The organism is Prochlorococcus sp. MIT2308, from assembly GCF_059772345.1.
In genome coordinates, this window is record NZ_CM186283.1 from 725,720 (window position 1) to 749,617 (window position 23,898).

General features: G+C 35.5%; 27 protein-coding genes. 14 read left to right on the forward strand and 13 right to left on the reverse strand.

The features are described from left to right. Nucleotides 1–95: 95 nt before the first annotated feature. The 3 genes from AC6EIW_RS04480 to AC6EIW_RS04490 all read right to left on the reverse strand — a co-directional run bounded on the left by AC6EIW_RS04480 (nt 96) and on the right by AC6EIW_RS04490 (nt 1,291). Nucleotides 96–335 carry a hypothetical protein gene (locus tag AC6EIW_RS04480; RefSeq protein ID WP_498521379.1) on the reverse strand — a complete coding sequence of 80 codons (240 nt, stop codon included), beginning with the start codon at nt 333–335 and terminating at the stop codon, nt 96–98. A 98-nt stretch (nt 336–433) separates the two neighbouring features. Further along, the gene (locus AC6EIW_RS04485) at nt 434–1,000 is read right to left on the reverse strand and encodes a pentapeptide repeat-containing protein (protein ID WP_498521380.1); all 567 of its coding nucleotides are present in this window, start codon (nt 998–1,000) and stop codon (nt 434–436) included. A gap of 111 nt (nt 1,001–1,111) precedes the next feature. After that, nucleotides 1,112–1,291, reverse strand: coding sequence for a hypothetical protein (locus AC6EIW_RS04490; protein ID WP_498521381.1), 180 nt, complete (start codon nt 1,289–1,291; stop codon nt 1,112–1,114). A 205-nt stretch (nt 1,292–1,496) separates the two neighbouring features. Between AC6EIW_RS04490 and AC6EIW_RS04495 the strand changes: the two genes are divergently transcribed. Beyond that, entirely contained in the window at nt 1,497–1,838 is a 342-nt protein-coding gene (locus AC6EIW_RS04495; protein WP_498521382.1) for a phenylpyruvate tautomerase MIF-related protein, read from the forward strand. A 67-nt stretch (nt 1,839–1,905) separates the two neighbouring features. Here the strand turns inward: AC6EIW_RS04495 and AC6EIW_RS04500 are convergent, their stop codons facing one another. Continuing rightward, on the reverse strand, nt 1,906–2,307 hold the full coding sequence (locus AC6EIW_RS04500; protein ID WP_498521383.1) for a thiol-disulfide oxidoreductase DCC family protein: 402 nt from the start codon (nt 2,305–2,307) through the stop codon (nt 1,906–1,908). A 303-nt stretch (nt 2,308–2,610) separates the two neighbouring features. Between AC6EIW_RS04500 and AC6EIW_RS04505 the strand changes: the two genes are divergently transcribed. Then, nucleotides 2,611–3,057: a hypothetical protein gene (locus AC6EIW_RS04505; RefSeq protein WP_498521384.1), complete on the forward strand. Its 447-nt coding sequence runs from the start codon at nt 2,611–2,613 to the stop codon at nt 3,055–3,057. A gap of 81 nt (nt 3,058–3,138) precedes the next feature. Here the strand turns inward: AC6EIW_RS04505 and AC6EIW_RS04510 are convergent, their stop codons facing one another. The 3 genes from AC6EIW_RS04510 to AC6EIW_RS04520 all read right to left on the reverse strand — a co-directional run bounded on the left by AC6EIW_RS04510 (nt 3,139) and on the right by AC6EIW_RS04520 (nt 6,789). After that, nucleotides 3,139–4,194 (reverse strand): chlorophyll a/b binding light-harvesting protein, encoded by a 1,056-nt coding sequence (locus AC6EIW_RS04510; protein WP_269610935.1) that lies wholly within the window; start codon nt 4,192–4,194, stop codon nt 3,139–3,141. A gap of 178 nt (nt 4,195–4,372) precedes the next feature. Beyond that, nucleotides 4,373–5,485 (reverse strand): chlorophyll a/b binding light-harvesting protein, encoded by a 1,113-nt coding sequence (locus AC6EIW_RS04515; RefSeq protein ID WP_498521385.1) that lies wholly within the window; start codon nt 5,483–5,485, stop codon nt 4,373–4,375. A gap of 257 nt (nt 5,486–5,742) precedes the next feature. Then, nucleotides 5,743–6,789 (reverse strand): chlorophyll a/b binding light-harvesting protein, encoded by a 1,047-nt coding sequence (locus AC6EIW_RS04520; protein ID WP_498521386.1) that lies wholly within the window; start codon nt 6,787–6,789, stop codon nt 5,743–5,745. A 178-nt stretch (nt 6,790–6,967) separates the two neighbouring features. Between AC6EIW_RS04520 and AC6EIW_RS04525 the strand changes: the two genes are divergently transcribed. After that, complete coding sequence (locus AC6EIW_RS04525) at nt 6,968–7,162, forward strand: LPXTG cell wall anchor domain-containing protein (protein WP_498521387.1); 195 nt, start codon at nt 6,968–6,970, stop codon at nt 7,160–7,162. A gap of 115 nt (nt 7,163–7,277) precedes the next feature. Continuing rightward, nucleotides 7,278–7,484, forward strand: coding sequence for a hypothetical protein (locus tag AC6EIW_RS04530; RefSeq protein WP_413678269.1), 207 nt, complete (start codon nt 7,278–7,280; stop codon nt 7,482–7,484). Nucleotides 7,485–7,566: 82 nt separating this feature from the next. Here AC6EIW_RS04530 and AC6EIW_RS04535 read toward each other — a convergent pair whose 3' ends face one another. Further along, a complete protein-coding gene (locus AC6EIW_RS04535; RefSeq protein WP_498521388.1) occupies nt 7,567–8,655 on the reverse strand; it encodes a chlorophyll a/b binding light-harvesting protein in 1,089 nt (362 codons plus the stop codon). Nucleotides 8,656–8,914: 259 nt separating this feature from the next. Continuing rightward, nucleotides 8,915–9,979 carry a chlorophyll a/b binding light-harvesting protein gene (locus AC6EIW_RS04540; protein WP_498521389.1) on the reverse strand — a complete coding sequence of 355 codons (1,065 nt, stop codon included), beginning with the start codon at nt 9,977–9,979 and terminating at the stop codon, nt 8,915–8,917. Nucleotides 9,980–10,463: 484 nt separating this feature from the next. Between AC6EIW_RS04540 and AC6EIW_RS04545 the strand changes: the two genes are divergently transcribed. From AC6EIW_RS04545 to AC6EIW_RS04570, 6 genes are all read left to right on the forward strand, one after another. Then, complete coding sequence (locus AC6EIW_RS04545) at nt 10,464–10,694, forward strand: TIGR03643 family protein (RefSeq protein WP_498521614.1); 231 nt, start codon at nt 10,464–10,466, stop codon at nt 10,692–10,694. Next, nucleotides 10,691–10,861, forward strand: coding sequence for a DUF2256 domain-containing protein (locus AC6EIW_RS04550; RefSeq protein ID WP_498521390.1), 171 nt, complete (start codon nt 10,691–10,693; stop codon nt 10,859–10,861). The genes AC6EIW_RS04545 and AC6EIW_RS04550 overlap by 4 nt, the downstream gene beginning before the upstream one ends. Nucleotides 10,862–10,892: 31 nt before the next feature. Then, entirely contained in the window at nt 10,893–12,383 is a 1,491-nt protein-coding gene (locus AC6EIW_RS04555) for a cryptochrome/photolyase family protein (RefSeq protein ID WP_498521391.1), read from the forward strand. A gap of 89 nt (nt 12,384–12,472) precedes the next feature. Then, nucleotides 12,473–12,919, forward strand: coding sequence for a peroxiredoxin (locus tag AC6EIW_RS04560; protein WP_498521615.1), 447 nt, complete (start codon nt 12,473–12,475; stop codon nt 12,917–12,919). A gap of 15 nt (nt 12,920–12,934) precedes the next feature. Then, complete coding sequence (locus AC6EIW_RS04565; protein ID WP_498521392.1) at nt 12,935–14,044, forward strand: FAD-binding domain-containing protein; 1,110 nt, start codon at nt 12,935–12,937, stop codon at nt 14,042–14,044. Nucleotides 14,045–14,132: 88 nt separating this feature from the next. Continuing rightward, nucleotides 14,133–15,038, forward strand: a complete 906-nt coding sequence (locus AC6EIW_RS04570; RefSeq protein WP_498521393.1) for an oxidoreductase — start codon at nt 14,133–14,135, stop codon at nt 15,036–15,038. 6 nt (nt 15,039–15,044) lie between these two features. Here AC6EIW_RS04570 and AC6EIW_RS04575 read toward each other — a convergent pair whose 3' ends face one another. Beyond that, nucleotides 15,045–15,638 (reverse strand): hypothetical protein, encoded by a 594-nt coding sequence (locus AC6EIW_RS04575; protein ID WP_498521394.1) that lies wholly within the window; start codon nt 15,636–15,638, stop codon nt 15,045–15,047. A gap of 453 nt (nt 15,639–16,091) precedes the next feature. Here AC6EIW_RS04575 and psbA point away from each other — a divergent pair, with 453 nt between their 5' ends. Together psbA and AC6EIW_RS04585 are read left to right on the forward strand one after the other, a co-directional pair. Continuing rightward, nucleotides 16,092–17,174 carry a photosystem II q(b) protein gene (gene psbA, locus AC6EIW_RS04580; RefSeq protein ID WP_011294225.1) on the forward strand — a complete coding sequence of 361 codons (1,083 nt, stop codon included), beginning with the start codon at nt 16,092–16,094 and terminating at the stop codon, nt 17,172–17,174. A gap of 352 nt (nt 17,175–17,526) precedes the next feature. Further along, entirely contained in the window at nt 17,527–17,664 is a 138-nt protein-coding gene (locus AC6EIW_RS04585; protein WP_498492520.1) for a hypothetical protein, read from the forward strand. Nucleotides 17,665–17,881: 217 nt separating this feature from the next. Here the strand turns inward: AC6EIW_RS04585 and AC6EIW_RS04590 are convergent, their stop codons facing one another. After that, the gene (locus AC6EIW_RS04590; protein ID WP_498521395.1) at nt 17,882–18,148 is read right to left on the reverse strand and encodes a hypothetical protein; all 267 of its coding nucleotides are present in this window, start codon (nt 18,146–18,148) and stop codon (nt 17,882–17,884) included. A 295-nt stretch (nt 18,149–18,443) separates the two neighbouring features. Between AC6EIW_RS04590 and AC6EIW_RS04595 the strand changes: the two genes are divergently transcribed. After that, entirely contained in the window at nt 18,444–20,183 is a 1,740-nt protein-coding gene (locus tag AC6EIW_RS04595; RefSeq protein WP_498521396.1) for a DUF4214 domain-containing protein, read from the forward strand. Nucleotides 20,184–20,451: 268 nt separating this feature from the next. Here AC6EIW_RS04595 and AC6EIW_RS04600 read toward each other — a convergent pair whose 3' ends face one another. Then, complete coding sequence (locus AC6EIW_RS04600; RefSeq protein ID WP_498521397.1) at nt 20,452–21,021, reverse strand: hypothetical protein; 570 nt, start codon at nt 21,019–21,021, stop codon at nt 20,452–20,454. Between the two features lie 404 nt (nt 21,022–21,425). On the opposite strand from AC6EIW_RS04600, the gene AC6EIW_RS04605 reads away from it, so the two are divergent. Next, nucleotides 21,426–22,562 carry a tetratricopeptide repeat protein gene (locus tag AC6EIW_RS04605; protein WP_498521398.1) on the forward strand — a complete coding sequence of 379 codons (1,137 nt, stop codon included), beginning with the start codon at nt 21,426–21,428 and terminating at the stop codon, nt 22,560–22,562. A gap of 152 nt (nt 22,563–22,714) precedes the next feature. Here AC6EIW_RS04605 and ychF read toward each other — a convergent pair whose 3' ends face one another. Then, entirely contained in the window at nt 22,715–23,806 is a 1,092-nt protein-coding gene (gene ychF / locus AC6EIW_RS04610; protein ID WP_498521399.1) for a redox-regulated ATPase YchF, read from the reverse strand. Between the last annotated feature and the right edge of the window lie 92 nt (nt 23,807–23,898).

A 23,898-nucleotide genomic window follows, 5' to 3' on the forward strand; every position in this document is an offset into this window, starting at 1 on the left:
TTACTATATTATTTGTCATCTCTTTTATTTTATCAACAATTCCTCTTACTAAAAACATACAAGATGCAAAAAATACATCATCTAAAAAGTAAAATTTAAGCAACCTTTTTATATTCTGAAAAATCTCTATTTGCCCAATGCATTTTTTGTATAGATAGATCATAGATTGAAATCTTTTTAATTTCTTGTTTTATAGATATCAAATTCTTATCATCCTGAAATTGATTTGAAGTTTTATTAGAAGAGATATTTGAAATCTTCGAACGATATTTACGAGCAAAATTTTGAATTGAGAACCCTTTTGGATTAGATCGATGAGGCCAGAAATTTTTCAAGATAAAATTAGACTCTTTTATCAAGAAACCCAAAAAAAATAAAATTGCAACTAATTCTTTTTTTTTATAACAAATCTTTTGTAGTTTAAGCCTAGAATTCAAGCTGATGGCATAGCAGGTTTATATGAGTCTTTATCTCCTACACATTCAAGACTTTCCCTAGTGGATACGCCAGTAGTTGGATTTACACCATCAGCTATTTTACAAAGATTTCTTTGATCCTCGCTATCAAGAATTGCGAAAGTGAAATCTGCTCCTTCAATTTGTGCACCAGCAAAGCTACTGCCAGAAGCAATCATATTTATCAAAACTGCATTTCTAAGATCTGTTTTCTGAAAATTAACCCTGTCAGAAAGAGTATCAGTAAGGTTAATGCCGTTAAGGTTTGAACCTTTAAGATCAGACAAAGTTAATGTTGTTCCATGAAGATCAACATCACTGAAATCAGCATCTCTTGCCATAGCTCCGGCTATTGAAGAGAGATGCAAGTCTTCTCCATGAAAATCAAAACCAGTTATGTCAGATCTAACGTAGCTTGGAACTTCATCTCCTTCGCCCTTAACCGCAACATTAGCCCCGGCAAAAACTGGATTCACAGCAAAAAATATAATTAAAAAGCTGAGTAGATGTTTGGTTATTTTTGTAAAAAAGAGATCAAAACTCATGAGTAAAAAAATGATAATCAGCCTTAATAATGCAATTATCTCCCCTATCAAAGAATTTTATGCGCATTGATAAGACAAATTAATGCATTTGGAAATATTAAATCTGTGAATTTACAAAAGAGGAGTTCCAGAGATGAATTCATGCATTTCAGGGTTCATCCAATAAAACCCTACGAATAACATTACAAGCAAATTAAAAAGTACTAGAGCCCCACCGAGCAAAAAAGTCTGGTCATTCGAGGAGATATTTTTTGAAGTTTCTTGCAATATTGCCTGAAAATTCTGATTCATTTTTCCATAATAGACTGAGCTAATTTACTAGAAAAACAAAATTATTGAGGCTCCAACAGGAGAATTAACAAGATCTTTCTAATTTTTTAAGATTTCAAAAATCTTTTTACTCAGAATTTTAATGACAGATGTAAGGGTTTTTCTAAGTTAAAAAAAAATCAATCTCCCTTTTCAGTATTAGTATCTTTCAAAGAGTTATTAACGCATGCCATTCATTCAAGTCAACACCTCCTCCAAAAGTGTTTTAGATGATGATGCTTTGCTCCAAAATGATATTTCAAAAATGGTTGCTGAACTTACTGGAAAACCTGAAAATTACGTAATGACAATGATTCAAAAAGATATGAAGATGACTTTTGCTGGATCCGATGAACCATGCTGTTTTATTAAAGTTAAATCAATTGGCTCACTTAGTCCCTCATCAATGAGCAAGTCTTTGTGCGAGTTAATTGCATCTAAAACAAATATAAGCACTAGCAGGATTTACATTGAATTTACAGACGTAAAAGCCTCAAATTGGGGATTCAATGGTACAACTTTTGGATAATAAGTCTATTATCTTTAGTTCATAATCTGTATCTATGTAGTATCAAGAAAATTAGTTCTATAAATAATCAATATATATCACAACCTCTTTCTTCACAGAGCTTTTCGATAGAAGGCCTGAAAGTGATTCTCAATCTGTGTTTAGCCCATAATCCGTAAATAAACTCAAAAATTTTGTCAAAAAAAGGGATTTTTGTTGGGGCATAAATCCAACCCAAGCCAATCAAATCATAAGCCTCTTGGAAAACCTTAATATTTTTAATAATCGAACCATCACTTTTCAAGGCATGGATTCTTTCCATAGCTTGTTTATAAGTAATTCTATTATTAAAACGATACGAAAAATCCGAACTATTAATATCAATAAATTCCAAAACTCCTTTTTGATTTCTTGATTGCATGAAATCTACCTCTCTTTTACATAAGGGGCAGCCACCATCAAAAAAAATAGTAAGTTTGACTGTATTCATAAAATTTAATTACTCACAAGTGATTGAATTAAGCAAGGAAAGAGTATTTTCGTTGTTCAATGTAAATAAACACTTGATAGCATACGAAGAAAGAGGGATCTTAATGATATCTAACTGATAAAAAAAATGCTTACCCTATTTATTTTCATATTAATCTCAGTATTAGTAGTTTCAGCCTTACTTTTTTTCAATAAAGGACAGAAATCTCAAGAGATTAAAAGCATTCTTAAAGACATATATGAAAATTTCAAAGAACTCTTTTCAAATTTGAAAAAGCTTTTTTTGATAATTAAAGAGCTAATTATGGAAAGATTAGATCAAGAACCAACTCAACTGAAAGAAGAAGTAAACAAGTCTCAAACCGAGGTGACCGCTGAACCAGAGGTGCCTGCTCAGCCAGAGGTGACCGCTGAGCCAGAGGTGACCGCTGAACCAGAGGTGCCTGCTCAGCCAGAGGTGTCTGATCAGCCAGAGGTGACCGCTGAACCAGAGGTGCCTGCTCAGCCAGAGGTGACCGCTGAGCCAGAGGTGACCGCTGAACCAGAGGTGCCTGCTCAGCCAGAGGTGTCTGATCAGCCAGAGGTGACCGCTGAGCAAGAGGTGACCGCTGAACCAGAGGTGCCTGCTCAGCCAGAGGTGTCTGATCAGCCAGAGGTGACCGCTGAACAGGAAATCACCCCAACCACCGAATCAGAGAGCTCCTCTGAAGATTCAATTGATGACGAAAATATTGAGATAAAAAGGGAGTAATTTTAAATTAGATATTGTTAAAAAAAAAGGCCTCATCAAATTTGATGAGGCCTTTTTGGGGGAAATTTGAGCTTGAATTAACTAACTCTCAGTCGTTGCGAGAGAAGCTACTGATCCAACAACACGACGGAAGTCAAATCCCATAGCCCTGAGAGCATGCCATATATGACCTTGAATAAAGAAAAATCCAAAGTAATAGTGAACGTTTGACAAAGCAGCTCTAGTTGTATGACCTAAAAAAGCAGTGCTATCTGATACATCTCCTGTATCTACCCAATAAGGAGAAATACCAAACTTCAAAGCCAGAGGCTCTCCGTACCAATCTATTGGATAAACAGTTGTGTTTTGTGCACACCAGAATGCAGCAACAATTGCCATCCAACCAATACCAGCAAGAGACCATGAGAGAACTGCTTCTGCTGAAAGCAATCCTTTACCTTTGAATTCGGTATATTCTCCAAGCTGTTTTGTAGCTATGTGCCAAGCACCACCACTTATTTGAACAAATGCCAAGAATGCATGTCCACTCATTACCTCTTCAAGACTGTCAATGGTTAGGAAGTCGAACTGATGCCCGTAAACCATTCCAAAATCCCCATATCCAGGGAAGATTGTTCTGATTTCACCTATGGCTGGATCATAAATTCCATGCCATCTAGCCCACTCAACGAACCAAATATTTGCAACCCCAAAGAAAATCAAATGATGACCAAGAATAAATGTCAAATTATCAGGATTATCCCACTCTAGTTTGAATTTCTTGGTGGTAGGGATTGGACCATCTTTCAAGTCGGGATCAAATAAGAGTGAATGAGCTAATCCAGCCGTTCCATATACAGCTGAAAATATCAAATGGAAAATAGCAATTGTTGCTACACCCGCTCCGGTCCAGACACCAGCCTCATCAAAGCCAATTCCAAGAGAAGCTAAATGAGCAAGGAATATGGAACTTTGATGACCCATTGGTATTTCTGGGTTATACCGGGCAAGCTCCCAAAGTGTGCTTCCGCCTGCTGCGAAGCAAATAAGACCTGTGTGGCCTATATGTGACCCTATGAATCGACCTGCGCGATTGGTCACCACAGAATTACCAACCCACCACCCATAGGTGACGTCTGGATTTCCGTAGGTCTGCATAATTAAGGAATTAAAGTCGAAATTTTGGCTACCATACACTTATTGGAATTGTTTTTACCAGAATAGTTAGAGGTCTTTATAGGTATCTCTCTTTTTTTACAAAAAAACCACTTTTTACATATGAAAAACAAAAAAAATACCTCCCAAAGGGAGGTATTTTTTTATTGTAAGTTGAATTTTATCTTGGTGCTCTTCCGTTAAAGCCTGCGCCTTCAACTCTAACAGTTGCTCCTTGACTGTTACCTATTGCCTCAGAAACTTTCTTAAAGTCGAATCCTAAAGCACGCAAAGCATGCCAGAAATGTCCTTGTAAGAAGAAAAATCCAAAGTAATAATGAACATTAACTAAAGCTGCTCTTGTTGTATGACCATAGAAAGCTGTTATATCGGTACTATCAGCTGTATCGATCCAATAAGGTGCAACTGAGAACTGTAACTTCAAAGGCTCTCCAAACCACTCAACAGGATAAACAGTTGTATTTGTTGCAGCCCAGAACGCTGCAACAATTGCCATCCAACCAATACCAGCAAGAGACCAAGAAAGAACTGCTTCAGCAGAAAGCAATTCAGCTCCTTTGTACTTACTCCATTCACCTAGTCTCTTATTTTCCCATTGAGTTGATCCAGCAACCATGTGAATAGTTGCTCCAGTTAATTCAGCAAAAGCAAGGAAAGCATGACCACCCATTACATCTTCAAGACTATCGATTCCTATGAAATCAAATTGACGATTCCATATCATTGTCAAATCAAGATTGTAATTAACCTGTCTTACTGCTCCAATAGCTGGATCGTATATACCATGGATTCTTGCCCATTCAACAAATGCTATGCAAGCCATTCCAAAGAAGAATAAATGGTGGCCCAGAATAAACGTCTGATTATCTGGATTATCCCATTCCAATTTAAACTTTCTAGCTCTTGGAACCTCGCTATCTGCAACGTCAGCCTCAAAATAAACTGCGTGCAATAAAGCACCCCCTCCATAAACCATTGATAAAACCAAGTGAACAATGGCTACGGCTGCCACACCTACACCAGTCCAAGCACCAGCCTCATCAAAACCAACGCCAAAGGCAGCAAGATGCCCTAAGAACAAGGAACTTTGATGACCCATAGGGATCTCTGGGTTGTAGCGAGCAAGTTCCCAAAGGGTACTTCCTCCGGCCGCGAATGCGATCAAGCCTGTATGCCCTATGTGGGAGGCTATGAATCGACCGGAGCGACTGGTGACCACAGAATTACCAGCCCACCACTCGTAAGTAACGTCTGGATTTCCATAGCTCTGCATAATTTCTAAGCGAATCAGGGAAATATGCGTGCAGATTACACTCTGTTGAATTGATATGTGCAGAATAGTTAAAGGTCGTTATGTTTGAAACTCTTTTTTTTAGATATTGAATAGGTCGAGTCTATTAATCTTTATCAAATCAACTATGAGAAAGAATTTTTGAAAGCAAAGGAAAAATTAAATTTCATCCAAAAATAAAAAACAAAAAAAAGAGAGGATTAAATCCTCTCTTTTTTTTAATCAAATTTGTTAGAAAATCAATAAAGCTGAGCTGGAAGAGGTTCTTTTAGAACTTTCTTGAAATCAAATCCCATGGCTCTTAAAGCATGCCACAAATGACCTTGAAGGAAGAAAAATCCAAAGTAATAATGAACATTTGCTAAAGCTGCTCTGGTGGTATGACCAAAGAAAGCAGGACCTCCTGAAAGATCAACACTATCTATCCAATAAGGAGCAATACCAAACTTCAAGATTAAAGCTTCTCCATACCAAGCCTCTGGATAAACAGTTGTGTTTTGAGCGCACCAGAAAGCTGCAACAACAGCCATCCATCCAAGTCCTGCGCATGAGAAGGAGAGAATTGCTTCAGCAGATAGGAGACCGGCACCTTTGAACTTGGTGTATTCGCCTACTTGTTTAGTAGCAATATGGAAAGCTCCACCTGTGATTTCCAAGAAAGCCAAGAATGCATGACCACCAAGAACATCCTCAAGACTATCAATAGCCAAGAAATCAAACTGATGGTTCCAAATATTGGTCAAGTTAAGGTTGTACTCGACTTGTCGAACAGCTCCTATTGCAGGATCATAAATTCCGTGAATTCTGGCCCATTCAACGAACCAGATACATGCAACACCAAAGAAAAGTAAATGATGTCCAAGTATAAAAGTCTGATTATCAGGGTTGTCCCACTCAAGTTTGAACTTTCTAGCTTGAGGGACCTCTGAATCTTGCATATCGCCAACGAATAGCACTGAGTGCAATAGTCCACCGGCTCCATAAACCATGGAAAGAATCAAATGCACGATGGCGATAGAAGCGACTCCTGCACCTGTCCAAGCACCGGCCTCATCAAAGCCGATACCAATGGAAGCTAAATGAGCAAGAAAAATAGAACTCTGATGGCCCATTGGGATCTCAGGATTGTATCTTGCTAGTTCCCAAAGGGTGCTACCACCTGCTGCAAAGGCTATTAGCCCAGTATGAGCAATGTGAGCAGCAATGAATTTACCAGATTTGTTTGTAACCCCAGCATTTCCAGCCCACCAACCATAGGTGACATCCGGGTTTCCGTAGGTCTGCATGATTTAAGATTTTTGGCGTAATACGGTGATCACACCTTACAGGTAGCTGAATTCAAAAACTACCAATAGTTATAAGGCGTATAAAGAAGTAGTAAAGTTTTTTTTCTTCAAATTGGCTTAAACCCCAACTAAACTAGGTTTTCATGGAAATACTCAAGAAAAATTTAAATATCAAAAAATGAAATCTGCTTTACAACTTGAATTGCAAGACCTTCATGGACTTCCATATATCGCAACAATAATTTGGTTTTCTCTACTGGGAATTTGTCTTTTAGCAGTGGTTTTTTATCTATTTAAAAAAAAATACAGGCCCAAAGCAATAATCGATGATGATCAACCTCCTAAGAGGAAATCACAACCTAAAGGGTTTTAAATGACTAAGAAAGTTTTGCATATCTCTCTTAGTTCTCAAATTAATGTAATATCCACACACACGGGTTTGGCATAGTGGCCACCTGGGTTATCAATAAAAACATTTTTTTTAATCAATGATTGATTTTTCTCATCTTCTCGATTTCGCCACTCAGCTTCCACACCCATCAGATATTGGTTTAATCAAACCATCAGGTGGTTTTAATGTAGCAGCTGCTCTATGTGGATTAGGAGCAGTTTTTGGAGCATCTCAATTCTTTTATTATTCTGATGACTCCAAAAGAATTGATCCTTGGGCAAAGCCTGAAAACTACAAAAACTAAAGAAAATTAAATACTAATTTTTTCATAAAAAAAAAGCCTCGTCTTATGACGAGGCTTTTTTATTGGAATTTAACACCAATAATCAATCAGAAAGAGTAACCCTAGCGTTATCAAGATTACTAATTGAATCAGTAACCTTCTTAAAATCAAAGCCTAAAGCACGTATTGCATGCCAAAGGTGACCTTGAATGAAGAAAAAGCCCAGGTAGTAATGAACATTGGTAAGCCAAGCTCTTGAAGTATGGCCACTAACAACTCCACTCATATCAGCAGTATCAATCCAATAGGGAGAAATACCAAATTTAAGAGCCAATGTTTCTCCATACCAAGCCTCTGGATAAACAGTTGTATTTGTTGCGCACCAGAAAGCTGCAATAATTGCCATCCAACCAATACCAGCAAGAGACCAAGAAAGAACTGCTTCAGCAGAGAGAATGTTCTTTCCTTTGAATTCGGTGTACTCGCCTACTTGCTTAGTAGCGATATGAAATGCTCCACCTGTAATCTCAACGAATGCTAAGAATGCATGACCACCCATAACATCCTCAAGACTGTCGATAGACAAGAAATCAAACTGATGGTTCCAAATGTTGGTCAAGTTAAGGTTGTACTCAACTTGTCGAACAGCTCCTATTGCAGGATCGTAAATACCATGAATCCGAGCCCACTCTACAAACCATATACATGCGACACCAAAGAAAATCAAATGGTGACCAAGAATAAAAGTCTGATTATCTGGATTATCCCATTCAAGCTTGTATCTTGCTGCCTGACGATGCTCAGGACGATCATCAGCAAACAAACCTGAACTATTTTGGGTGTCTTCGCTAAAAATCAAAGAGTGCAATAGTCCTGCACCCGCATAAACCATTGAGCAAATCAGATGGAATACGCCAATAAAAGCAATTGATGTGCCATCAAATACTGTTCCTGTTGGATCAAAACCAATACCAATGGAAGCAAGATGTGGGATACTCACCATTCCTTGGTGTCCCATTGGAATATCGGGGTTGTATCTAGCCAGCTCCCAAAGGGTGTTAGCACCAGCTGCGAAACAAATCAATCCTGTATGAGCAACATGCGAGCCAATAAATCGGCTTGACTTATTTGTTACGACAGAATTACCAACCCACCACCCGTAAGTGATGTCTGGATTTCCGTAGGACTGCATAATTGAGGAAATTGAAGTCGAAATTCGTCCTACCTTACATTTAGTGCAATAAATTTGCTTGAAATCGTAAAAGGTCTTTATTTAATACACAAATTTAATCAACAATAAGGGCTGGGATTAATGATTGATTCTCTTTACGAAACCAGTCTCAGGTCGAATTTTAGAATCCTTGCCAGATAACAATCAATTTTGTTAAACAATAAAAAAGCCCCGCAATAAATTACGAGGCTTTTTGTGAAGTATCCAAAAATTGAATCAGTTAGCCATTGAGAGTAACTTTTGCAGTATCTAAACTAGCAACAGCATTTGTAACTCTCCTAAAATCAAAACCTAATGCACGGATTGCATGCCATAAATGACCTTGTAGAAAGAAGAACCCAAAATAATAATGGACATTAGATAATGCAGCTCGTGTGGTATGACCTGCAAACGCAGTGCTATCACTTACATCAACAGTATCAATCCAATAGGGAGAAATACCAAATTTCAAAGCCAATGGCTCTCCATACCAAGCTTCTGGATAAACAGTTGTATTTGTTGCGCACCAGAAAGCTGCAACAACCGCCATCCAACCAATACCGGCCAAAGAGAAAGAGAGTACAGCTTCGGCGGAAAGAATGTTCTTACCTTTGAATTCGGTGTACTCGCCTACTTGCTTAGTAGCGATATGAAATGCTCCACCTGTAATCTCAACGAATGCTAAGAATGCATGCCCGCCAAGTACATCTTCAAGATTATCAATGGCTAAGAAATCAAACTGATGATTCCAGATATTAGTCAAATTAAGATTGTACTCGACTTGCCGAACAGCTCCAATAGCAGGATCATATATCCCGTGAATCCTGGCCCATTCCACAAAAGCAATACAAGCAACACCAAAGAAAATGAGATGGTGACCAAGAATGAATGTCAAATTGTCAGGATTGTCCCATTCAAGCTTAAATTTCTGAGTAGTAGGTCCTGGTCCATCGGCTAAATCACCATCAAAAAGAAGAGAGTGGGACAGAGCCCCTCCTGCATAAACAAGCGAAGCAATAATGTGGACTATCGCTACTGAAGCAACATTTGCACCAGTCCAAACACCCGCATCATCAAATCCAATTCCAATAGAAGCAAGATGAGCAAGAAAGATGGAACTTTGATGCCCCATGGAGATAGAGGGATCAAACCGAGCTAATTCCCAGAGAGTGCTAGCTCCAGCAGCAAAAGAAATCAAGCCAGTATGTCCAGCATGGGCTGCAATAAACTTTCCAGCACGGTTAGTAACCCTTGAATTGCCAGCCCACCACCCGTAGGTGACATCTGGGTTTCCATAGGTCTGCATATCAGTTCAGGGGGGAAAATATATTTTCCACACTACAAGTTGCCAGTCTTTTTAACTATTAAAAACGAAGATAAATGGCTATTGATTAATAATCAAACATCATTTTATACAAATCGATAAGAATATCTTAACAATCAAAAAAAATACAATGTTCGAGCAATTTAAAGAAGCATAAAGATAAATATGCTGGCCTTAAGTATTAGATAAGCTTTTCTTAACTGTTAAACATCTCTTATGTTTAACAGGAAGAATGCAAGCACTCTTCCTGTGCTGATAGAGAAAGAACTTCGACTTCAATTCCCTACAACAAACAAGTCATAACAAAAAACATCTAAGAGCGTGGGAAACTTACAAATCATTTTATACATCCAAAACAAAATGAAAAACCAATACTTTCAAAAGGCAGACCAAATAACCCCCAAACAGTGATTAGCAAAATTTATTATCGTACTAGCACTTAACATAAAACACCATAGACAATCATATCGATCAAATTGATCTTGAAAGAATTATTGAAATGGCTTGGGAAGATAGAACACCTTTCGAAGCAATTAACCTTCAATTCAATTTAAAAGAAAAAGATGTAATTCAACTAATGAGATCCAATTTAAAAAGATCTTCATTCAACAACTGGAGGAAAAGAGTATCAGGAAGAAAATTAAAACATGGATTCCCTGAGTTCAAGACAAAATTCAAATCACCTAATCAAAAGTGAAAATAAAACTGACGAAAACTTGTCCAAAGTGTAAAAAGGATTTCGAGTGGAGAAAAAAATGGTCCAACGATTGGGACAATGTTGTTTATTGTTCTGAAAGATGCAGACGAAGAAAAAATAAAGTAAGACGTACTTATAAATTCACGTTTAACAAAGAATCTAGTTAATGTTTTTCATAAATTATACCTAGTTTGAAAAGTGAAAAAAATATTTTTAATTTTTCCAAATCAATTATTCAAAATAGAAAATCAATTTTCTGAGATAAGAAATATTGCTCTGATAGAAGATACTTTATTTTTTGGTTGCGATTCAGAGTGGAAACAAAAGTTTCATAAACAGAAAATTATATTTCAAAAAGCCGCAATTCTAGCTTATCAAGAATATCTTGAGGATAAAGGTTTTAGAGTAATAAGAATAAATCACAAAAGATATATTAGAACTGAAGATAACCTTAATTATCTAGTTAGAAAAGGCTTTAATTATTTCATCACGTATGAAATATTTGATTGGTCACTAAATAAAAGAATAAAAGATTTCTCTATAAATAATAAAATCATAATAGAAATTAGAAAAAATAGTATGTTTTTAACTAATGAGAGCCTGGTAGATGAATTAATAAATCAAAAAAGAATTTACGGCATGCAAACATTTTATAAAAAGCAAAGAACAAGCCTGAAACTTTTAATCGAAAAAGATGGTTCTCCTACCGGGGGAGATTGGAGTTTTGATAAACATAATAGGAAAAAATTACCAAGAGCAATTAAAGTACCAAAAGTACCTACTGTAACAACAAATAAATTTATAGAGAAAGGAAAAAATGATGTTTCTAAGAATTATAAAGACTATTTTGGTAATACTAAAAACTACAATTACCCAGTTACGCATAAAGATGCCGAAGAGTGGCTTGATATATTCTTGCTTGAAAGATTTAATCTATTTGGAGACTATGAAGATGCAATTAGTTCAGAGCACAGAGTTCTTTGGCATAGTGTCCTCTCTCCATTGTTAAATACTGGATTACTTACGCCTAAACAAATAATTAATAAAGCCAATGATTATTTTAGATCAAATGAAATAGAGCTCAACTCATACGAAGGTTTTATCAGACAAATTATTGGATGGAGAGAGTTTATGTTAATAATCTACAAGCGTAATAGTTTAGAACTTAGAAATGGAAACTTCTGGGGCTTTGAGGATAAATCAATACCATCATGTTTCTACACCGGACAAACAGGTATTAAGCCAATTGATGATTCAATAAATAATATTTTAGAAACGGGTTATGCTCACCACATTGAAAGATTAATGATAATTGGAAATTTTATGCTTTTGTGTAGATTCCATCCAAATCAAGTTTATAAGTGGTTTATGGAGCTATTTGTTGATGCATATGATTGGGTTATGGTCCCAAATGTGTATGGAATGAGTCAATTTTCAAATGGGGGATTATTTACTACTAAACCATATATATCCGGATCCAATTACGTAAGAAAAATGTCTAATTATAAACCAGGTAAATGGTCTGAAATCTGGGATGGTCTTTTTTGGACATTCATAGATGATTATAAAGACGTTTTTAAAAGTCAATTTAGATTTTCAATGATTTTAAAAAATCTTGAAAAAATGGATATTAATAAAAAAAACTTTCATAGAACTATTGCAAAAAATTTCATATCAAGACTTATTTAAAAAAAGGTCTTGTACTTACTCCATTCTGAAACTCTCGGAAAACAAAAAAATACCTATAATAAAATTTTATCTTTTTTATTAAGGTGAATCTGAAAGTTGGTGATAAAATTCCATCATTTTCTTTAAAAGATCAATATGGAAATATAAGGTCACCAGCACAAATTAAAAAACCATTAGTTTTATTTTTCTATCCTAAAGACGACACTCCTGGTTGTACAATTGAAGCTTGTGGATTCCGCGACAAATACGACCTCTTCAAAATTCTAGGAGCAGAGGTTTGGGGGATAAGCAATGGCAACAGCACTAGTCATCTTGATTTTGCCAATAAAAATAATCTTCAATACCCATTACTCTGCGATATAAACAATAGTCTGAGGAAAAAATTTGGTGTTCCAAAAGCACTTGGGTTTATTCAAGGAAGGGTAACTTACATAATAAATCAAAAAAGAATGATTACTCACATATACGAAGACCTTTTGAATGGGCCAGCCCATATAAAAGAGGCAATACGAGCCTTGAAAGAACTTCAAATATAAAAAATAATATTTAAAATGAATATTTTTAAAGAAGCTAATAGTTGTCTAGATTACTTCATTAAAAATAACCTTAATAGATATCATGAGTTAAGGAATTATGATTACGGAATTGGCAACCACTCTAAAGTATCACAAATTTCTAAATATACATCTCATAGAATACTTTACGAATATGATATCCTTGAAAAATTAAAATCAGTTGACAAGAAAAGAAAATTTAGTGATGAAATTTTATGGAGATTGTATTGGAAAGGTTACCTAGAAAATTACAACTCAATTTGGATAAAGTACAGAAATTTGTACGGTATATCATACGATTCAAATCTTCTAAAGATCGCACAAAATGGAAATACAGGAATAGATTTTTTTGATAGCTGGGTTGAAGAACTTAGAGACACAAATTATTTGCATAACCACTCAAGAATGTGGTTTGCAAGTGTATGGATATTCACATTAAAACTACCATGGGAATTAGGTTCTAGGTTTTTTATGAAACATCTGTTAGATGGCGATGCCGCATCAAATACTCTTAGTTGGAGATGGGTAGCGGGGCTACACACAAACAAAAAACCCTATTTAGCATCAAAAGAAAATATTAATAAATTCACCAAATATAGGTTTAAAGTTTATAGTAAAATCGCCAATAGAGTAATACCAATATATGGAAGTGAGCACCTATCAAATAAACTACCAATAAAAAAAATATCCAATAATAACCATCTAGTTATGTTTGATAACGATTTAAATATTAATAAAAGATCTAGCTTATTTAACTCTTATGCAAAAGTTTATATATTGCAAAATGACTTAATAGAGGATCATTCAAGACAAAGTAATAAAGTATTCTGCTTTAAACAAACTTTACTTGAAAAAGTTAACAAACTAATCCCAAACTCAGAGATATCAAATTCAAATGATATTGATTTAATCCTAAAAGATTTAAAATCAATCGATGTTGTCTATCCTGGCGTAGGAAATAATCTAGATTTAATAAATAACTACTCAAAACTTAATGGAATCAAAATAAATTATATATATAGAGATAAAGATCTGCTCAATTGGAAATTTGCAAAATCTGGTTTTTATAAATTTAAAAAATCTTTTATTAATACCAATAATTATTAAAACTTTGATTTGTAGTTAAGCAAAAGAAAAAAATCAAGAACTCACATTCATAGAAATTTTAACTATGATTGTTAAAAAATTTAGATCAATGAAAGTTGAATTAAGCTTAATATCATCGCAAAAGAAAAAAATATTCTTAATAACTGGCGCTAATAGTGGACTTGGCTATGAGACATCTAAATTCCTCCTGGAGAAAGGTGCAACTGTAATCATGTGTTGTAGAGACTTAATCAAAGGTGAAAGAGCTAAGGAAGAACTTTCAAAGTACAATTACACTGGTGATATAGAACTTATTGAATTAGATTTATCTGATCTAATTAATGTAAAAAATGCATCAAACAAGATTAAAAAGAAATTTAATCATATAGATGTAATTATAAACAATGCCGGTATAATGGCTCCACCTTTTACTCTTAGCAAGCAAGGATTAGAAATACAATTTGCCGTTAATCACCTTGCTCACATGTCATTAACCCTTGAATTATTGCCTTTATTGAAACATACCAGAGATTCCAGAGTTGTAACCGTCACCTCAGGAGTTCAATATTTGGGTGATATTTATTGGGAAGACTTGCAAGGAAAACTTAAATATGATCGTTGGTCTTCATATGCGCAAAGTAAACTTGCCAACGTAATGTTTGGTCTGGAACTTAATTTAAAACTTGAGATGAGCAACTCGAAAGTTATTTCTTTATTGGCTCATCCTGGACTAGCTCGTACAAACTTACAGTCAAAATCTGTTGAAGCGAATCAATCATGGCAAGAAAAAACTGCGTACAAATTAATGGATCCAATATTTCAAAGCGCCAAAATGGGCGCACTTCCTCAAATAGCAGCAGCAACCTTGCCTGGCGTGAGGGGAGGCCAACAGTATGGTCCAAAATTTAACTTCAGAGGGGGCCCGAAGGTATGCAGAAATGCCCCAAAAGCTCTAAATCATCTTTCAAGAAAAAGATTATGGGATGTCAGTAAAGATCTCATTAACGATACTTAACCACAATTAGATGGATGCAAGTAGTTTTTCTCCTTTTTCACAAATTTCCTGCTGCGAAGGACAGTTAAATTTTCCAGTCCAATCAATTAAACCTTTTCTAATTGGACAATTACATTTGTTGTCTCTAGCCAAATCATTAAGTTCTTTGCCTGTCCAAGGATCAGGTTTTTCATTAAGCATCACTTCCCTCAATCGTTCAGTCGGGAAATGATCTATTCGAACATAATTTAGTAGATGATTGAAAAAGTCATCAAAGGCTTGATTTTTATCAACAAACTTTCTTTTTTCAACTTCTTTGTCAAATAATCCTTTCATAAACCTTGTGCAGTTAACTGCTTCTGGGTTGGTAAATGGCTTTAGCTTTTGACTTAAGTATTCACGATTACTAACTATTGATTCAATGTTCAACAACCTTTGTTCTAAAGCCTTAAGCCTTCCATTGTGAAATTCGTCTGATTCTGGAAAATCATTCTCTGATAAAGATTTAGTTACTAGATCAGTAATATGTTCGGTTAAGCTTTTTCCAGACATCATTGCCTGTTTCTTTATTTTGCTTAACAAGTCTTTTGAGATCTTAATATTAAACTGACTTTTGGTCATTTAATCTCAACTTTAATAGCAACTATACTCATCTTATATCAGGCTTCAAGATTGACTTTACAAAAGATTTAAGACCTTAAAAAAACCTCTAGTATTAATATATAAATACTAGAGAGTATAGTAAATTCAAATCTAAGCTTTCAATTTAGCCAGGGCAAATGGTCCTAGTAATAATTGAGTGAATAGTTATTTGTCCGCAACGTTTTTTTGTAGCTTGAGATGAAAAAATTGAGAAATAATAATTTGTTTTGATTATGGGTGATTAAATTTATTAGTAAAGCTAATAACATAAGAAATATCTATTTTCTTAACTAGGAATCCTTATAAGAAATAATGAAATTGGGGGGGGGGTTACCCAACCTTGTTATCTGATTAAGAAGCTAAATTTCTATTGTCAGATTTTTTCTGATCTTACCTATTGCTCACCTGAGCAAATACTTAACGCTCTTATTCATGACCACCATTCAGCAGCAGCGTTCTTCGTTGCTCAAAGGTTGGCCACAATTCTGCGAGTGGGTTACTTCCACCAACAACCGTATTTATGTCGGTTGGTTCGGTGTATTGATGATCCCTTGCCTTCTTGCGGCAACAACTTGTTTCATCGTTGCATTTATCGCTGCTCCTCCAGTTGATATCGACGGTATCCGTGAGCCAGTAGCTGGTTCATTCATGTATGGAAACAACATCATTTCTGGTGCTGTTGTTCCTTCAAGTAACGCTATCGGCCTTCACTTCTACCCAATCTGGGAAGCAGCAACTCTTGATGAGTGGCTATACAACGGTGGCCCTTACCAGCTTGTAATCTTCCACTTCCTTATTGGTATCTCTGCATACATGGGACGTCAGTGGGAGCTTTCATACCGTTTAGGTATGCGCCCATGGATCTGTGTTGCTTACTCAGCTCCTGTATCAGCAGCTTTCGCTGTATTCCTTGTTTACCCATTCGGTCAGGGTTCATTCTCTGATGGTATGCCTCTAGGAATTTCTGGAACATTCAACTTCATGTTCGTTTTCCAGGCTGAGCACAACATCTTGATGCACCCATTCCATATGGCTGGTGTAGCAGGTATGTTCGGTGGTGCTTTGTTCTCTGCAATGCACGGTTCTTTGGTTACTTCATCACTTATCCGTGAGACCACAGGACTTGATTCACAGAACTACGGTTACAAGTTTGGACAAGAAGAAGAGACATACAACATCGTTGCAGCTCATGGCTACTTCGGTCGTTTGATCTTCCAATATGCAAGCTTCAACAACAGCCGTAGCCTTCACTTCTTCTTGGCTTCATGGCCAGTAATTTGTGTTTGGTTGACATCTATGGGCATCTGCACCATGGCTTTCAACTTGAACGGCTTCAACTTCAACCAGTCTGTTGTAGATACTTCAGGCAAGGTTGTACCAACCTGGGGTGACGTACTTAACCGTGCAAACCTTGGTATGGAAGTAATGCATGAGCGTAATGCTCACAACTTCCCACTTGACCTAGCAGCTGCTGAGTCTACTTCTGTAGCTCTTGTTGCACCTGCAATCGGTTAAGTCTTTAACTTGATTTTTTCAAAGCCCTCTTTTAGAGGGCTTTTTTTTTGCTTTTTTTCAAGTTATGCATTGCTTAAAAAGGAAACAAAAAGGTTTCTCCCAATTATCATTACTTTAGAAATCGTAGAGGTTCTGCCTCTACACAAGGGATAGGCACAAGAGGCAAACTAAGCAGTAAGAGTAAAATTATTTATAAATTAAGGTAATTTTCTTAGTTAAATTGAATCATTAGACGATAGTTTTCAACCATAGAAGAAATTACAAATCAGTCTGATAAATGCTTAATATTAGTTGCCCATTAGACAAGGATCAGCTAAAAAAGTATAAACAACTACTATTTTGGCTTCGACCCATGATTAACGAAAACCTTGTAGAAATTCTTCTCGCTGCAATCCTAGTATCGAATACCTATGACAAGGGTCAGCCTGTAATCAAATGGGGTGGAATAGTAATAGCTGTAGCTGGCGTAGCTTCAGCTTTATTTGGTTAAAAGTAAACACCATTTAATTCAAGAATATTCAAAAAAATCAAAATTATTAATTAAAGCTGCAAATTATTTGCAGCTTTTTTATTTTTTTCATTAAAAAACGAAAATTCCATTCTTATCATTTATCACAATCTAAAATTAACTTAGAGCAGAGAAAAAACTAAACAAGATTTGAACGATATCAATCAAAATTCTAAGAGATTAAGAAGAGGGTAATACTCTAATCAGGATGAAACTTTTTATACAACTGATTTTCTGATAATTCAATTCCAAAACAAACAACATTATCAAAGTCACCATTACTATGCATACTAGACATATGATCTTTAATTTCTGTATTATCGAAAGTCAATCCAAAATCTTTACAATACTTAGACAACATTTTCATTGCTGAATCGTGATCAGTAAGAAACCGCTCACATAGCTCTGACAGATTTTCATCACTCAAATTATTAATCATTTTATGAAAATCTTTGAAACCTTTCATCTGATTTTCTAAGAAGTCGAAGTTATATATTAATAACTTTTTTTCATAACTTCTTCACAGCAAATATTGCTTTGGCACGTAATCAAATATTCATCATGAAGTAACATTGATTCAAATAAAGTGCATACACCTATTAAATTCACTTCTTAGAGGCAAAAAGTTCTATTCAAATTAGGGGTGGCCAGACTAGAAATCTTTAATGAAAACAGCTGAAAAAGTTAGACCATTTTTGAGATAGATCGAGACTAATCACTCAAATTTATTTTTTAGATAAGATAAAGTTTTAACTTTGAAGATGGGAACTTTAGACTCTGTTTATAAATGCTATCAAATTGAAACTAGTGTAGAGATAGAGCCTTTTAACAGATACATAGAAGTTTATGGAGTCAAAATAGCTGGCTTGAAAGAAACAGGAGGAAACATTGCTGTAGAAGATGAATTTATTAGAAAGATAGCTCAAACAACAAAATTATTACTCAACCCAGAAGACACCTCTATTGATTCAGACTCTCAAATTAAAGCTATTAATCATTTAAAAACTATAAATACCCTACAAAGAATAGGAGTTGAGGAAATGGATTCCTACACTCCTACGTTAAACGGCGATAATTATTCAGGATGGGACTTAACAAATGATAAGCATAGTCTTACCGATTTCATATGGCAATTCAACCTTTCTGGTGATTCAGAGAAAACAGCTAACACTCAAATAACCGAAGTACTCGAACATTTACTCCATACACTAGTTAGATTTGCTTTACCAGGTGCTTTCCCAGCGCAATTTCTATTCATTGAAGACAGAAGTCCTGAGTACGGTGGAGATGTCTCAAAAGAGGAGCCAATATTGTCTGGTTTGCTTTATGAAGCAGCAAAAGAGGCTATTAATAATGGGGTTTTTGATGCTTCAAGCTACAACAACATGGGAGTGGGTAGTTTCACATACTGGAAAACAGTAATGGTTGAATATCAATACGCTTTAACCTTTGCTGAGTGGGGATATATTGAAAAATATTCAGGCAGTCTTGATCCAGAATGGTCAGATAATTACCTAACTCCCGACAAGATTAAGGAAGGAAATCCTTTAGGACATAGCTTGTATGAAAACTATATTAAAAAAGTAATTAGTAAGCCCTCCAGCAATGAATTGGAAAAAATTTTCAAAGAAAACAATCAAGGGCTTTCTGGGTATATCGCAAACACTGGGAGTAGTTTAAACGATGAGCTTATTGGTAGTAGTAGCAATGAAACTTTCTTCGCTTCAGAAGGCTCCGATACAATTAATGGCGAGGGAGGCAACGACACTTCTATTTATTCTGGAAAGTTTTCTGATTATTCCTTTACAAGAGAAAGCAATTCTTTAAAAATTGCCGATCAAAGAACAGGTGCTAATGATGGGACAGATACTCTCTCTAATATTGAATACATTCAATTCACCGATCAAACCGTAGAGGAATCCAAAGTAGATATCGTTAAAACCTATAGCGGTGAGTTTAGTGATTACAAGTTCTACAACAAAGGCAATGGTGTCTATCAAATTAAAACCAACTCTGGGTATGACGACATCACAGGACTTCCCTTATTAACCTTTACTGGAGAAGCATCAACAAGTTCCTTTAGAAACGTTAGCGCCATTATTGATATAAAAGGTACGTTTGATCAAGTCACTGGTTTAGAAACTGATGATGCAAAAATGTTCCGTCTCTATAACGCTGCCTTTAAGCGTCTTCCTGATGCTGATGGATTGAAGTATTGGATTGAAAAATATAGTTCTGGGGAAAATGATGAACGAGCAGTAGCATCTTCATTCTTAGTTTCTGCAGAGTTCAAGCAACGTTATGGAGAAAATGTCTCTGACACTATTTATCTCAACAATCTCTATCAAAATGTTCTGGGAAGATTACCTGATACAAGTGGGCTGAACTATTGGTTAGGTCAACTCAATAGTGGCGATGAAACACGGTATGAAGTTCTCTTAGGTTTTTCTGAATCAGATGAGAATAAAACTCTCTTTACTGAAATGACTGGTTTTGGTTAATTAAAGAGGCTTTTGAACAATTAGGATGTAAACACCTATAGAAAATCAACTCAAAAGTTAGAATAAAATTAAAATAGGGAATAATTAAAGGATCCGAAATGCATTGGTATCAATAAATTTCTAGACGTTGAATAAAAACTCCTTAGCGTCCAGTCATACCAGTTGATTACGAGCAAAAATCGCGGTTAGACGTAAGTTAGAAAAGTAGAACGAAGTTAGAACGTTTCTATTGGCAAAAGAAATTTGCAGTAGATCGATCAATCTGCTGTCATACAAGTTTTTTCGCATCCACCGCATTTAAAAAAGCTTCATTTAATGGTTCTAAAGAGCTATTTGTCCATTCATGCAGAGCACTTCTCATTCCACAAGATCCATTTCTATAGGCATTTGTCATTTCTAAGCCTGTTAACTTGTGATTACCGGAGAGGATTTGAGAGACTAATTCGGGATAACTATCGTAATTCTTAAGACAATTAGATAACTCTCCTAAGGCATCATTCATAGAAAGTTTTTTTTCTTTCCGATGTAATTCAAATAATTCTCTAGCAACTTCACCGTATATTTTTGCTCCACTATCAGAAAAAATACTATTACATTGATCTACCTCTTTTTCTTTATCAGAAGAAAAATTATCGGTTAGATTGAGATGTTCTTCTATTTTTTGTAGTCTCTTTTCAAGAATATCAAAGTCGTCTCTCACTTTAGTGGAGCCTTGTTCTAGTAGCTCAGTCACAAAAGCTGTTAGTGTTTTTCCACTCTTAATTGCCTTAGACTTCAATCTAAGCAAGAGTTTCGGATCAATCTTAATGTTCAGCTGAGACTTGTCTTCACTCTTCATCTTCTTTTTCATACTTCTACTAGTATATCTATATTTTCTCGATAAAAATCGATTCCTTCCAGCAATTATTAAATCATTTTCTATGATTTATCAATTAAGGACTTCACCAACAAAGCATGCTTAAAAGTTAGAACAAAGTTATAATTGAACTTCTTCTAACCTTTGAGAACCCCTGCTATAACTGGACGCTTATACGTTGAATAAAAACTCCATCACGTCAAGTTATACCAATTGATTACAGCTAAAAAACAGGGTTAGACATAAACGCTAAAAAGTTAGACAAAGTTAGAAAACCAGACGAGAGCATAAAGAATCCATTTATAAAACTAGACAATCTAGTGTCAGCTGAAAATCATCAATAAACTTTCTTTAGCTTGTATTGTTCAAAAGAGAAAGCTGATCAAATGAAACGTCTAATACTTGCACCTTTACTGCTGTCTCTCGGATTACCTGTAAATGAGGTAAAGGCCGCCAACCCTGCTCATACTTTTTGCATGGAAGAGGCGAATTCTTATTCAGGTTCGGCTCATTTTCATGATGTTTATACAGATTGCTTGAAAAATGCTCCCGACAATGAAAGTCTTACTTCATACGAAGAGAATATAAACCCAAAGGAAAAGGCTAATGAATTGCATGATCTTTCCTGGATTAAGTTTAAACAAGGTGACTATTTAGGAGCTATTTTGGATGCAACAAAAGCTATTAAGATTCTTCCAAATCAGCATGCCTTACATACTTCGAGAGGCTTGTTTTACCAAGCCAATGAAGATTGGGAAAGATCGCTAAATGATTATACAATTGCAATTAAAATATTTCCTGAGCGTTCATCAGCATATTACGGCAGATCATCTGCCAAGCAGGAGTTGGGTGATTTAAATAGTGCTCTTAGTGATATTAATAAAGCCATAGAGTTGGCACCTCTTGATAATTATGTATTAGTTTATGATCAGGAATTAATGCTTGATAGAAGAGCAAAGATTAAAGAAGAATTAAAAGATTATTATGGAGCAATTGCTGATTATAAAAGGACTATAGAAATTACACCTAAAGATAATTATTTTCACAGATGGGCTTATTTCAATATGGGGACGATTAAACAGCTTAATCTTAAGGATTATTCTGGTGCAATTGCAGATTATAATGAAGCTCTTAAACTTTTTACAGATAGCAAATGGATTGCAGGCCTCAACAAAATGAAGAATATTGCTTTGAATAAATTAGCAAGTCAGAATAGAAATACTTCAGTGACTACTTATAACTCTCCAACAAAGAAAAATAATAAAAAAGGTCAACGAAAAGGTAATGGATTCGCAGGAAAACTAATTCGTGGACTTGCAGGTGCAGGAGGTAATAATCAATCTTATCCAGGTCCTGCTCAGAATCAATTTCAACGACAGACTCAAAGAAATTTAAATAATCAATATCAATACAATCAAAGACAGAATCAACAATTCAAACAGCAGTATCAACCAGGCTATAAAGCTCCTATACAACAACCATACAGGCCATATAGATCTCCAGGACTTTATCAGCCTTATTAATTCAGTATTACGAACCGCTTATTAATACTCTCCTTATCAAAAAGATAACTAACTAAACGAGATATTTTTAATAAAAACAGCTAAAAAGTTAGACAAAAAAGTTAGACAAGGCTCTATTGAGAATGCTGAGAACCCTTGGTATGACTGAACTGCTATACGTTGAATAAAAACTCCATTACGTCTCCTTCATTCACTACATACTCTTTCCCTTCACTTCTTAGCCAACCTTTGTTTCGAGCTTCCACTAATGATCCTGCCTCTAGTAATCTTTTATATGAAATTGTCTGAGCTCGAATAAATCCCTTTTCAAAATCTGTATGAATCACCCCAGCTGCTTGAGGAGCAGTCATCCCATCAATAATAGTCCAGGCTTTAGTTTCTTTTTCTCCTGTGGTGAAATAAGTGCTTAAGCCCAGCAACCTGTATGTAGCTTTGATAAGACTAATTAAACCTCCTTCTTCAACTCCTAAACCATTTAAATAATCATCTCTTTCTTGCTCACCCAATTCAATTAACTCAGCCTCAACTTGAGCTGAAATCTTCACACATTCAGAACCTTCTTTCGTTGCCAGTGTATTTACCTCATCTGAAAAGGAGTTACCATTCGCAAGTTCATCTTCTCCAAGATTAGTTGCGTAGATAATTGGTTTTTCCGTTAATAAGCCTAATGGTTTAATTAATATTTTTTCTTCATCAGTTAATGAAACACTTCTCACTGCATTTTCATTTTCCAAGGCTTTGCTTAATTTTTCCAATACCTCATCTTCTAACTTTGCTTCCTTATTAGTACTTACTTGTTTTTTTAATCTAGTTCTACGTTTTTCGATCTGATTTAAATCAGATAATGCTAATTCTAAGTTGATTATCTCAATATCTCTTGATGGGTCTACTGATCCAGAAACATGAACAACATCATCATCGCTAAAACACCTAATCACATGAACTATTGCATCAACCTCCCTTATATTTGCTAAGAATTTATTCCCTAGTCCCTCCCCTTTACTTGCCCCCTTAACAAGACCAGCAATATCAACAAATTCCATCCTAGTTGGAATAATTTGCTTGCTGTTACTAAGTTCGCCAAGCAAATTCAAACGTTGATCCGGTACTGAAACAGAGCCAACATTGGGTTCAATCGTGCAAAAAGGGAAATTTGCTGCTTGAGCTTTTGCATTAGCAACAAGAGCATTAAACAAAGTGGACTTTCCAACATTTGGGAGTCCTACAATTCCGGCCTTGAGCATTGAAATGGGTCTTTGAAAAGACGCCAGCTGATTAATTTGCCTAAATTAAACCCAATAGTGCCTTTTAGCAGCGAAAATATAGTTATAAATCT